The organism is Sorangium sp. So ce117 (genome assembly GCF_051524395.1).
Classification (GTDB): Bacteria; Myxococcota_A; Polyangia; order Polyangiales; family Polyangiaceae; genus Sorangium; species Sorangium cellulosum_B.
The window spans coordinates 3,005,912-3,017,614 of record NZ_CP150309.1; the positions used below are offsets into that span (position 1 = coordinate 3,005,912).

The 11,703-nt window shown below is 70.0% G+C and carries 8 protein-coding genes; 5 read left to right on the forward strand and 3 right to left on the reverse strand.

The features are described 5' to 3' along the window. Positions 1 to 10 precede the first annotated feature (10 nt). Positions 11 to 3,862 (reverse strand): RHS repeat-associated core domain-containing protein, encoded by a 3,852-nt coding sequence (locus WMF46_RS11430; RefSeq protein ID WP_437985640.1) that lies wholly within the window; start codon positions 3,860 to 3,862, stop codon positions 11 to 13. A 267-nt stretch (positions 3,863 to 4,129) separates the two neighbouring features. Here WMF46_RS11430 and WMF46_RS11435 point away from each other — a divergent pair, with 267 nt between their 5' ends. Continuing rightward, the gene (locus tag WMF46_RS11435) at positions 4,130 to 4,705 is read left to right on the forward strand and encodes a hypothetical protein (protein ID WP_437985641.1); all 576 of its coding nucleotides are present in this window, start codon (positions 4,130 to 4,132) and stop codon (positions 4,703 to 4,705) included. Between the two features lie 140 nt (positions 4,706 to 4,845). Here the strand turns inward: WMF46_RS11435 and WMF46_RS11440 are convergent, their stop codons facing one another. After that, on the reverse strand, positions 4,846 to 5,319 hold the full coding sequence (locus tag WMF46_RS11440) for a hypothetical protein (protein ID WP_437985642.1): 474 nt from the start codon (positions 5,317 to 5,319) through the stop codon (positions 4,846 to 4,848). A gap of 389 nt (positions 5,320 to 5,708) precedes the next feature. Between WMF46_RS11440 and WMF46_RS11445 the strand changes: the two genes are divergently transcribed. The 4 genes from WMF46_RS11445 to WMF46_RS11460 all read left to right on the forward strand — a co-directional run bounded on the left by WMF46_RS11445 (position 5,709) and on the right by WMF46_RS11460 (position 10,972). Continuing rightward, positions 5,709 to 6,581, forward strand: coding sequence for a hypothetical protein (locus WMF46_RS11445; protein ID WP_437985643.1), 873 nt, complete (start codon positions 5,709 to 5,711; stop codon positions 6,579 to 6,581). Between the two features lie 367 nt (positions 6,582 to 6,948). Beyond that, positions 6,949 to 7,812, forward strand: coding sequence for a hypothetical protein (locus WMF46_RS11450; protein ID WP_437985644.1), 864 nt, complete (start codon positions 6,949 to 6,951; stop codon positions 7,810 to 7,812). A gap of 161 nt (positions 7,813 to 7,973) precedes the next feature. After that, entirely contained in the window at positions 7,974 to 9,422 is a 1,449-nt protein-coding gene (locus tag WMF46_RS11455; RefSeq protein WP_437985645.1) for a M16 family metallopeptidase, read from the forward strand. Beyond that, positions 9,419 to 10,972: a M16 family metallopeptidase gene (locus WMF46_RS11460; RefSeq protein WP_437985646.1), complete on the forward strand. Its 1,554-nt coding sequence runs from the start codon at positions 9,419 to 9,421 to the stop codon at positions 10,970 to 10,972. Before WMF46_RS11455 ends, WMF46_RS11460 begins: the two co-directional genes overlap by 4 nt. 73 nt (positions 10,973 to 11,045) lie before the next feature. On the opposite strand, the gene WMF46_RS11465 is transcribed toward WMF46_RS11460, so the two are convergent. Beyond that, on the reverse strand, positions 11,046 to 11,651 hold the full coding sequence (locus WMF46_RS11465) for a hypothetical protein (RefSeq protein ID WP_437985647.1): 606 nt from the start codon (positions 11,649 to 11,651) through the stop codon (positions 11,046 to 11,048). Positions 11,652 to 11,703: the final 52 nt, after the last annotated feature.

The window sequence follows — 11,703 nt, forward strand, 5'->3', positions numbered from 1 at the left end:
AGATGCAACGTTATCTTCGTCTGTACTTGCCGAATTTGCCGCGCTTCCCCTCCTCGCCGACGACCGCATGGCTGATCTCGAGGTTCGCGAACATTTGTTGGCAGAGGTCGCAGGGGTTGACGCGATTGCCTCCTTTTGTTTGAAACGTTTCGATCGCTATGTTGGGGTTGTCGAATTTTGCTTTGAGCCGGCGGTTCACTTCTGCTTCTTTTTCCTCAGGGGTCATCGGCGTGAACGGGCTCTTCCTGCTTCCCTTCTTTTTCGCCGCGCTCTGCTCGCTTTCGACCTCGGCTTTGATGTCGTTCTTCATGCGCTGGAGCGCCTGGGTCTCTGCGCACGAGTTCTTGTGGTAATCGTGCGGGATCTGTCCGCCCGCCTCAGGTCGTTTGTGCCTTGCTTCGTCGATGTTGTATCCTTCGTACAGCACCGTCGCCGGCCGCGTGCTGTTGTCGACGATGCGCGTATAGACGAGCCCCCACGGGTCCCCGTAATCGAACGGGTTGTTCCTGGCGTACGCGAACGCGTTGAGTCCGCCGAGCGGTCCCGCCGGATCCGGCGAGATGTACCGGCCGAGCGCGGGGTCGTAGTACCTGTAGCGGTTGTAGTGGAGCCCCGTCTCTGCGTCGGCGTACTGCCCCAGGAACCGCAGCGGCGTCGCCGCCTGCGCCCCCTCCCGCATCGCGGCTGCTCCCCACGCCGTCCTCGCGATCTCGGCAAGGATCTGGCCGTCTCCGTCGACGAGCCGCTCCGGGAAGCCCGCCAGATCGTTCACATAGTAGACCCACGCCCCCTCGTGGAGCTCGCCGCCGCGCCGCACGATCTCCCGGTGCGCCCACGGCTCGCCGTCCGGACCGAAGCAGTAGCGCCGCTCGAACCTCACCGCGTCGGCCTCGGTGGTCTCGTGCAGCAGCGTGTTTCCGTGCCAGTAGAAGCGTGTGCGCCGGAGCAGCGCCCAGCGACCGTCGACCGCTCTCCGATACACCTCCTTCTTGAGCCGCCGCGCGAACGCGTCGTAGGTGAACTTGACCACGCTCCCATCGGGCAAGATCACCTCGGACAGCGTGCCCGCCTCCGCCCACCTGTAGGATGTGACGCGCTCGCCAGCGCTGGTCTGCATGTGCCGTTCGGCGAGCCTTCCGAACTCATCCCAAAGAAGCGCCATCGCGTCCGCGCGTAGGAGCACGTCGCCGCCGCGGTATTCCCGGCCCGCGCCCGTCTCGCTCGCGTCGTGCACGTTGCCAGCCGGGTCATAGGCGAAGAGCTCGCCGCGCGTGCCCTCCGGGACCGCGGCGAGGAGCTGTCCGAGCGCGTCGTGCTGGTAGCGGGTCAATCCGAAGCGCGCGTCCCACAGGGCTGTGAGCTCGGACGACCCGTTGTACTCCATGCGTTGATAGATGGTCGCCCCGGCCTCGGGCGCGCTCACCCACGCGGGCTCCCCTGGGCGCGCGCGTTGCTCCATCGCCGGCGATGTCACGTACCGCTCGGCGAGCCTGCCCGCGAGATCGTAGCGCAGCAGCACACGCCCGCCGCGCGAGAGCGCGCGCTCGATCTCGCGCCCTGCGCGGTCGAGCCGCACCGCCATCTCTTCGGTCCCGTCGAGCCGCACCGTGAAGCGACGCCCTGCGTAGTCCCGCCGCCATTCCGCGCTATGGCCGAGCGACGTCCGTAGGCGCACCGGGAGGCCGATGGCGTCGTTTTCGACGTGGACCTCGAACCCCTGGCCGTCGACGATCTGCCGCTCCTTGACGATCGCGCCCCCGGCGTCGCGCACGAACTCCACCCTCCCGGACGCATTCTCGGCGGCCAGCACGTCATCACGGAAGTCGTACTCGAACGTCTCCTCGCTGCCGTCGGCTCGCGTCCGCTTCACGATCCGCCCGAGGAGGTCGCGCTCGAGGAACACCTCGTGGCCGTTCGCGAACGACACCCGCACCACGCGGCCCGCCAGGTCGTGATCGTAGCGGATCTCGCGCCCGTCGAACGTGTGCTCGCCCAGCTTCAGGCCGGTCGGCCCCAGCTCGAACGCATACGTTTCGCCGTGCGCGTTGACGATGCGGACGAGCCGCTCCTTGCGGTCGTAGCGCAGCCGGACGGTGCTCCCGTCGGGCAGCCGCGCCTCGGCGAGCGAGCCCGTGCCTCCCCTCACGAGGACCGTCTGCCGCCCGCTGGGATCGACCTCCTCGATCATGTTGCCCAGACCGTCGTGCTTGAACCGCCACATGAGGCCCCCAGGCTCTTCCACCGAGAGGAGCAGCCCCTTCTCGCTGTACCGGTAGCGGGTGACCGCGCCGGCCTCATCGCGCACCGACGTGCATCGGCTGAGCTCGTCGTATGTCGCCTGCCAGAGCACCACGCCGCGCTCGTCCGAGGCCTCGACGGAGTTGCCGTGATCGTCGTAGCGGTAGCGCCGGCCCCGCCCGTTCGGGGCGATCGTCTCAACCGGCAGCCCGCGCGTGTCGTAACGCACCTCGAACAGCGCGCCGGTGGGATCCTTGATGAGGAGCGCGTCCTTCAGGTACTCGACGACGGTCTCGCCGCCGTCAGGATCGACGATCCGGGTGATGTCGCCGTTCGGCAAGCGCTCGATGCACGTCACCTGCCCGAGCGCGTCGACGACACGCGTCTCGTTGCCGAACAGATCGCGTTCCCAGCGCGTGGTCGCGCCCATCGCGTCCGTGTACGAGGTCAGGTGGCCGCGCGCATCGTAGGTCCGGGCGAAGACGCGCCCGTTCGCTACCGCCTTGTCGGCCTTGCCGTGCTCGTTGCCGACGTACCGGAATGTGCACGCCGCGTCGGCGACCTCGCTGTAGCCGTGAGGGCCATACTCGACCTTGACATGGTGGATGCCCTTGGCCCTGGTGCGCCGGTCGGCGAGGAGCTCGGGCAGGTCGTCGGCGAGGCACGGATCGATGCCGCTCTCATGCTCGCCCCACGACTCGACGCCTCTGCCCTCGTCGTCGTAGCGGAAGAAGAAGGTCTGGCCAGTCGGCAAGCGATAGGAGACGAGCCGATGGTCGTCATCGTACATGTACGCCGTCGCGTGCCCGTCCGCGTCGGTCACCTTGGCGAGGTTTCCTGCGGGATCGTGCTCGTACGTCGCGAAGCGCACGACGCGTCCGGAGGCGCACACGACCCCGAGCGCCGCCATCCGCCCCTCGCGGGTCGTCAGGACACGGATCGTCCGTCCTACGCAGTCCACGATGCGCGACAGCGATGCCCCGCTGTAGTGGAGCTGGATCCGGTTCCGGGCGCGGTCCTCGACCGCCGTGAGGTGGAGGCGCCGGCGCGCCGGCTCGCCTAGGTCCGGCTCGAAGATCCGCCGCGTGCCGTCGGGCATGTCCAGCGCGAACCCCTCCTCGTGCCGGTGGAGCACCCATCCGTGCGGCCCCATCACGCCCGTATCCCGCTCGACGACGCCGAAGGGCACGTCGAGTCCGTCCTCCGTCCAGACTTTGGCGCTCCCGCCGCGGCTCAGCTCCACCTCCCACGCGAACGTGTGCGTCCAGCCGTGCCCTAGGCCGATGTCCCGTTCGCGGCTCGTCGTGGAGTAGGAGCGCGCGATCTCGAGCGGCAGCGGCCCGCGCAGGGCGAGGTCCACGACGGGCGCGGTGAACACGCGGCCGGTGATCACGTCGATGGGATCGCCGTGCGACGCCGCGCCGCTGTTCTTGCCGCCGTGGTGCTGCGGGCATCCGCCGCCATCCTTCCCCGGCGAGCCGCAGGCGCTCTTACCGCCACCGCCAGCGTCGCTGCCTCCGCTGCTGCCGTCGGAGCCTTGGCCGTTCTTCGACCCCTTGCCGCCGCCCGACCCGCTCCCGCCTCCGTTGCCCCCTCCGCCCATCACGAAGATGCCGGGGTTCATGCCGGGAATCGCGGGGATGTTGGGTACGGGAGCGGTTCGCGCCAAGCGAGCACCTCTGGTAAGGAGCTCGGAGCAGGCCCGAGCTCCTCCGAGCTGTCAAGCACACCGGTGGCACGGCGACCCAAACGGCTGGACAACGGTAGAGGCTGTGGTTCGATGCGGCAGGAGCGAGGCGATCGTGGCCGGCAGCGGTACGGCCCTGTACGCTGGCGCAGGCGTTGCCGCGTCGAAACTGGAGCTTCTGATGCGTGCCTTCAAGGTAGGGGAATGAGCACCTGGAACATTCGCTCCGAGACGGAGCTGGTCTCGCCGGGCGCTGCGGAGACCGAGGGCAAGGCGGAAGCGGTCGGGGAGCTCGCGACGACCGGCGTGACGCTGGACGAGATCGTCGAGACGACGGCGGCGGTGCTCCCGGAACGACAGGCGCCGCCGATCGCTGCCGTCGCAATGTGCACGGCGCGTGTCGTATCGATCGAGGGCAAGACGCGGAGAGCGTCGATCCTCGCCCGGGGCGCCAATGTGCCCGTACTTGCCGAGATCGCACCCGATGTCGATCTCGAGGTGATCGAGGACGCCCGCGCGAACGGCGACGCCGTTCTGGTCGAGACCTGCGGGGGTGAGCCGCCGCTGATCATCGCCGCGCTCAGGACGCGGAGGCCGCGCGAGCTCCGCCTCCGCGGGGAGAAGATCTCGATCGAGGGCAGCAAGGAAGTGTTGCTTCGCTCGGGTTTCGGTGCGCTCCGAATCCACGAGAGCGGCGATATCGAGCTGGTCGGCGGCGCCATCAACGCGGTGTCACGGGGGCTCTTCCGCCTCGTGGGGCGGCTCGTGCGGTTGAACTAGTACAGCGTTCCCCAACTTCGTCCCTGGATCGGCGATGTGCCTGCCCCGCTACGAGCTGAGCCGGCCGGGCTGACGAACAAAGCGAGTTCGTCGCTGGACGTCGACGCAACGCCGGCGGCGCAACGCCAGCGCCGGGCCAGCTACTCGATAGGCGCGAGCGTCCAGGGGAAGTCGGTCATCATCAACTTGAGCAAGTCCTGCCACAGGCCACGGAGGCCGGTCTTCTCCCACTTGCCGGTGTGGGTTGCGATCTCGAGCGGCCACGGAGCCGCGCGCCCGCTGAGGAGGACGGCCACGCTCTCGACCGGGGGGATCGCACCGTCGCCCCGGCACGGGTCGCCCGCGGCGCGGAGCGAGAGGACGAGCAGAACAGCGTACTCGCACATGCGGAGCGCGAGGTCGCTCTCTGGCGCGACGATGAACTCCAGCTGCACGAGGCGCCGCTGACCGCCGCCGCGGAGCTCGAGGACCCGGGCGATCCTGCGCTCCAGCGCGGTCAGCTGTGTCTCGACCCACGAGAACGCTTCGACTGGAAATGAAAGCCTCAGCCCCTGAGCAAGCTCGTCGCCACAGCGCAGCGCGATGTGCCGCAAGGCGATGTCGTACTGACCCATTCAACCGCTCTCCACCTCGGGCGCATGCAGCGAGAGAGGCCGCTGCGCCCGGCTGCCCCAGCGCTCCACCTCGACCCTCGACCGGCCCTGTGCCGGCCGAGGTGCTCTCGTTGTGGATTCCGGGCAGGAGGCGCTGACGATCGGGAAATGAGACGAGAGGCCCGCCGCGCTCGCGTTTTTACGTCATCTCGTATCCCGGAGTGCCCTCTCGCGGAGCCCCGTGTCCTGATGTCGGGGCGCACGCAGGTCACACGGCGTGACCAATCCGGGAGTCTGGCCGGAATTCATCGAGTGGGAGACGGCTGCTCCGGCGCGCGCGGGATCACCGCATGAGCCCGGCACGCCGTTCGAGGATCCAGCACGACCGTACCCACCCGAGAGACGCCCCGATGCCTTCCGTGACCCACGAAGCCCTGGTAGAGCTGTTCAAGAACCGACCCACGCTGGCCGCCGAGATGCTGCAGGACGCGCTCGGCCAGCGGGTACCGGCCTTCACGGAGGCGCGCGTCGTGGCCTCCGATCTCGCCGAGATCGTGCCCTCGGATCGCCGGGCGGATGTCGTCGTCGTGCTGCTGGTCGGCGAGCAGCAGCGGCCCGCGATGGCGACCGTGGTCGAGGTCCAGCTCGGCGTGGACCCGGACAAGCCGTACGTCTGGCCGGTGTACCTCGCCCAGACGAGGGCGCAGCACCGCTGCCCGACCTGGCTGCTGGTCGTGACGACCGACCAGGACATGGCGCGGTGGTGCTCGCGGGTGATCGCCATGGGCCATCCTGGAGCGACGCTGACGCCGCTCGTGCTCGGGCCGGAGGGCGTCCCGGTCGTCACGGGCGCCGAGCAGGCGAAGGCCGCGCCCGAGGTGGTCGTGCTGTCGGCGATGGCGCATGGGCAGAGCGCGGCGGGCGAGGCGATCGGCGTGGCATTCCTGGCGGCGGCCGTCGAGCTCGGCGAGGAGCGCCGCGCCGTCTACGGGGACCTGGTGCTATCCTCGCTGAACGAAGCGGCGAGGCGGACATTGGAGGCGATGATGAAGGCCGGATACCAGTTTCAGAGCGAGTTCGCACGTAGCTACGTCGCGAAGGGGAAGATCGAAGCCAAGGCGCAGGCCGTTGTCGCCGTCCTGGAGGCGCGTGGTTTGGAGATCCCAGCCGAGGTCAGGGAGCGCGTCCTCGCGAGCACCGACCTCGACGAGCTGGACCGCTGGATCCGCCGCTCCGCGTTGATCAGCGACGCCAGGGAGCTCCTCGCCACGACCGCTTCCTGAACGCGTTCCCCACGCCATCCGGGCACGCGCAGCGAGCGAGGCCGCTGCGCCCGGGTCCGGCCATCAGGACACGCCACCCGGTCATCAGGACACGTCACCCGGCCATCAGGACACGTCACCCGGCCATCAGGACACGTCACCCGGCCATCAGGACACGTCGCCGGCCATCAGGACACGCTGGCCGGCCATCAGGACATGCGCCCGGCCATCAGGACATCCCACCCCGACTCTTTCCCCACCGGTCCCCCTCGCTCGCGTCCGGATCGTGCGTCTGCTCTGAACAGCGCTTCGAGCGGACTCATCTTCGCGTCTCCGCGCCGCGCCCGGAGGGGGCGAGGGACGCAGGAGGAGGGGTCGAGCAATCATCATGGCAAAGCAGGGGAAGGATTACGATCGCTGGGTCAAGGCCGCCGCCGAGCAAGGGCGGACCGACAACCCGCTGAGCCTGCCGTACGATGTCGCCGTGCGCGAGGCGGTCGCCGCCGCGGCGTTCGTGAAGAGGTACTGGGAGCCCGACGGCGATCGCCCGGGCCTCAAGCGCGTCAAGAATCGCCTGCCCGCTTCGAGCAGCGACGATCTGCTCTCCATCGTCCATGCCGTGCAGGAGGCGCAGACTCGGCTGCTCCTCATCGTCGACCCCGCCGTCGCCGACGTCGGAGAGCGCGCCAGGTTCGTTGTCGATGAGCTCGAGTCGGCCCTCGAGTTCCTGCTCGACGACGACGTCGACGAGCCCGCCGACGCGCAGCTCGCGCGCATCAAGGAGTTCCACGCGCAGGACTGCCAGCGCTCCAGCGCCCTCTCCCAGGCGCTCCGCGACTACGCGGGGCTCGCGGCGTCGCTCGAGGAACGCCTGGTCGAGGCCGATGAGGAGTTCGATGTCCGCCTCATCGCCGAGGCCAGGAAGCTCGCGGAAGACCTGCAACGGCGAGCGCTGGAGACGATCCCCGACGGCGACACCTCGGCCGCCGCGGCCGCGATCCGCAACCAGCTCCTTCACCTCATGATCGAGCGCGTCGGCGCCATCCGGAAGACGGCGGCGCACGTCTTCCGCCGCCATCCGGAGATCGTCCGCGAGGTCACGAGCGCCTACGAGCGGCGCCGCCGCGCTGCAGCGCGGCGGGAAAAGGCCCGCAAGGCCGCAGAGGGCAAGGTTGTCGGCAACCGGCCGGGAGCAGCGCCTCCGCCTCCACCCGCGGCGTCCGCGATGTCGGCTGGCGCTCAGCCCGCGTAAGCTTCGCCATCCCCCGCCCGCGCCGCGCTTTCTTTCCGCATCTGCGGTGCGTCGGTCCTCCGTGACAACTTGACAACCGCACCCGTTGGCCGGGCGCGTCTCCGCAATCCATGCTCCCGCCCGCTTGCGCTCCGCCCGCGACCGGCGCAACCCTCGGGCTCATGAAGACCCGCGTGCGTCACCCGCCGCTCCCGCGCTTCACGGGGCCGATCCTGGTCGCCGTGGCCGCGGCCCTCTCTCTGTCCGGGCCGAAGCCCGCCCTGGCAGCTCCGCCCGAGGCTACATCCTCGCCACCGCAGTCCGCGGCCTCCCAGCCGCCGAAGCTCGACATCCCGTTCACCAAGTACACCCTCAAGAACGGCCTCACCGTGATCCTCCACGAGGACCGCGCGCTGCCGATGGTCGCCCTGAACCTCATGGTCAAGGTCGGCTCGCGGTTCGAGGAGCCGGGGCGCACCGGCTTCGCGCACCTGTTCGAGCACCTCATGTTCATGGGCACGCGCCGCGTCCCCACGAAGCAGTTCGACGCCTGGATGGAGGCCGAGGGCGGCTGGAACAACGCGTGGACCAGCGAGGACCGGACCGCCTACCACGAGGTGGCGCCGGCCCACGCGCTGCCGCTCCTGCTCTGGCTCGAGGCCGATCGGTTCTCGTCGCTCGCGGACAGCATGGACCTCCCCAAGCTCAACGCGCAGCGCGACGTCGTGCGGAACGAGCGGCGCCAGACGAGCGAGAACGAGCCCTACGGCAAGGTCGACCTCCTCATGCCCTCGCTGATGTACCCGCAGGGACACCCCTACCACCACCCCGTGATCGGCTCGCACGAGGACCTCCAGGCCGCGACCGTCGACGACGTCACGACGTTCTTCCGGCGGTGGTACGTGCCGAACAACGTCTCCCTCGTCGTGGCCGGCGACTTCGATGCGCAGAAGACGCGCGATCTCATCGAGCGGCTCTTCGGCGGCATCCCGGAGCGGCCCGTCCCGGCGGCGACCACGCCCTCGCCCGTGAAGCTGAGCGGCGTCGTGCGCAAGACGATCGAGGACAACGTGAACCTCCCCAAGGTGATCATGGCCTGGCATAGCCCCGCGCACTTCGCGCCGGGCGACGCCGAGCTCGACCTCCTCGCCACGGCGCTCGATCAGGGGAAGGCGAGCCGCCTCTACAAGGCCCTCGTCTACGACAAGCAGCTCGCCCAGGAGGTGAGCGCCGTGCAGCGCTCCGGCGATCTCGGCTCGACGTTCACCGTCGAGGCGATCGCGCGGCCAGGCGTGCCGCTCGAGAAGGTCGAGGCCGCCATCGACGCCGAGCTCGCCAAGGTGCGGGACGCGAAGCTGAGCCGCGAGGAGCTCGATCGGGCCAAGAACCAGTACGAGACCGCCTTCGTGACGGCGCTCGAGTCGGTCGCCGGCCGGGCCTCGATGCTCAACCAGTACGAGACGGCGAAGGGCCAGCCCGGGTTCGTGGAGCAGGATCTGAAGCGCTACCGCGACGCGACCGCGGAGTCGCTGCAGGCCTACGCGAAGAGCACCCTGGACCCGAACGCCCGGGTGATCCTGCGGGTCGTGCCGAAGGGCAGCGAAGAGGCGAAGAAGGCGGTGACGAAATGAGAGCGAGACACGCAGGCGCGATGATCGCGCTGGTCGCCACGGCCCTCGGCTGCGAGCCGAGGACGCCGGCGCAGTCCGCCGCCCGGGCGGAGGCGCCGCGTCCGAGCGCCCCGCCGGCGGCCGCGAAGCCCGCGGACCCGCTCGGGCCCAAGCCGGAGCTGCCGAAGCCGCAGCCGTTCACGCCGCCGGCGCCGGTGGTGCTCGACGGGCCGAACGGCGCGAAGGTGTGGCTGCTCGAGCGCCACACGCTGCCGATCGTGTCCGTGGCCATCAGCGTCGCCTCGGGAGCGGCGGACGATCCGAAGGGCGCGGCGGGGCTCGCGCACATCACCGCGGACATGCTCGACGAGGGCGCGGGGACGCGGAGCGCGGTGGAGCTGTCCAGCGCGATCAACGACCTCGGCGCGACGCTCTCGGTCGGCGCGCGCGCCGACGGCAGCGTGGCGACGCTCTCCGTGCTGAAGAAGAACTTCGACAAGGCGTTCTCGCTGCTCGCCGACGTTGTCGCGCGCCCGCGGTTCGAGGCGAAGGAGTGGAAGCGCGTCAGCGAGCTCTGGCAGAACGACCTCAGGAAGCGCGGAGACGACGCGACGCGGGTCTCGGGGCTGGTCTCGATGGCCGCGCTCTACGGGCCGGGCACGCCGTACGGGCACCCCGTCGACGGCCTGGTCGCGGACGCGAAGTCGATCGGGCTCCCGGCCGTGAAGGCGTTCTACAAGGCGGCGTGGCGCCCGGACCGCGCGGTGATCACCGTGGTCGGCGACATCACCCGGGACGAGCTGCAGCAGGCGCTCTCGCGCGATCTCGGGACCTGGGCGGCGAAGGGCGCCACGGCGAGCGCCGCGCCGGGCACGAAGGGCGCGGCGGCAGCGCAGGGCGCGGCGGCCGCGCCGGCGTGGAAGCCGCCGCGGCTGGTGCTCGTCGACCGCCCGGGGGCGCCGCAGTCGGTGATCGCGGCCGTGCGGGAGGGGGTCGCGGCGAGCGATCCTCGGCGGCCGCTGCTCCAGCTGGTCAACTCCGCGCTCGGCGGCTCGTTCACGTCGCGCCTGAACCAGAACCTGCGCGAGGATCACGGCTGGTCCTACGGCGCCGGCTCGACGTTCACCGAGACGAGGCTGCCGGGCGCGTTCGTGGCGCGGGCCTCCGTCGTCACCGAGGCGACGGGACCCGCCCTGAAGGAGATGCTCGCCGAGCTCGCCAAGATGGCCGACTCCGGGCTGACCCGGGACGAGCTGGCGAAGGTGCAGGCGCAGGACCGCGCGGATCTCGTCTCCGCCTACGAGACCGTGAACCGCACCGCCCAGCGCCTCGGGACGCTGGCGCGGCTGAAGCTGCCGGAGACGTTCGACGGCGACGCGAGCAAGGCGCGGCAGAGCGCGACGCTGGCGAGCCTCGCGGAGCTCGCGAGGGCCGTGGATCCGAAGGCGGCGACCGTCGTGGTGGTGGGACCGCGGCAGGAGATCCTGCCGCAGCTCCAGGGGATCGGCCTCGGCGAGCCGGAGGCGTGGGACGTCGAGGGGCAGCCGATCCAGCCGAAGAAAGAGCCCTGAGCGGCGCGCGCCCTGGCCGGGCGCTCCTCCCGCCGCGCGGGCAGCGGGAGGAGCGGGCGGCACGATCGCGCCCTCAGGGCGCGGTCGGCTTGAAGTCGATCGGGCTGCTGGGCGCGCCCTCGTGCAGGACGCCGTCGCCGAACCAGTAGACGAAGCGGGGCTCCTCCGCCCCGTCGAGGTGGGCCTCCAGCCGGACGATGGCGCCCGGGGTGGTGGTGAACGTCATCGCGTCGATGTCCGAGCCGGTCTCGGCGTGGAAATACGCGACGCCGATGTCGACGAGGCGCGTCTCGTCCGTCTTCTCGATCTCGATCCCCGCCAGGTCGATGAGCTCGGACGCCGTGTCGACCGAGGCATAGAGATCGAAGCTGCAGACGACCTTGGAGATGTTGGTGTCGCAGGTCGTCCAGAGCGTCCACGTCCCGCCCTCCGTGTACTCGACGAACACGCCGACGCCCTCGCCCGGCTCGGTGCTCAGGGTGGCGTCCGTGTCGATGGCGACGAGCCGCACGTCGTCCGCGGGCGGCGGGGGAACGGTGTCGTCGTCGCCGTCGTCCCAGTCGTCGTGGACGTGATGGCCATCGTGGTCGCCGTCCTCGTCGACGATGATGCAGCCGGCCGAGGCGAGCGGCGCAGCGACGAGAAGGAACGACCACAGCCCCAGTGAACGACGCTTCACAAAGTCAGCGAAAAGAGTCATCGGATCTGCTCCTGCTCGTGGACGTCGCAAG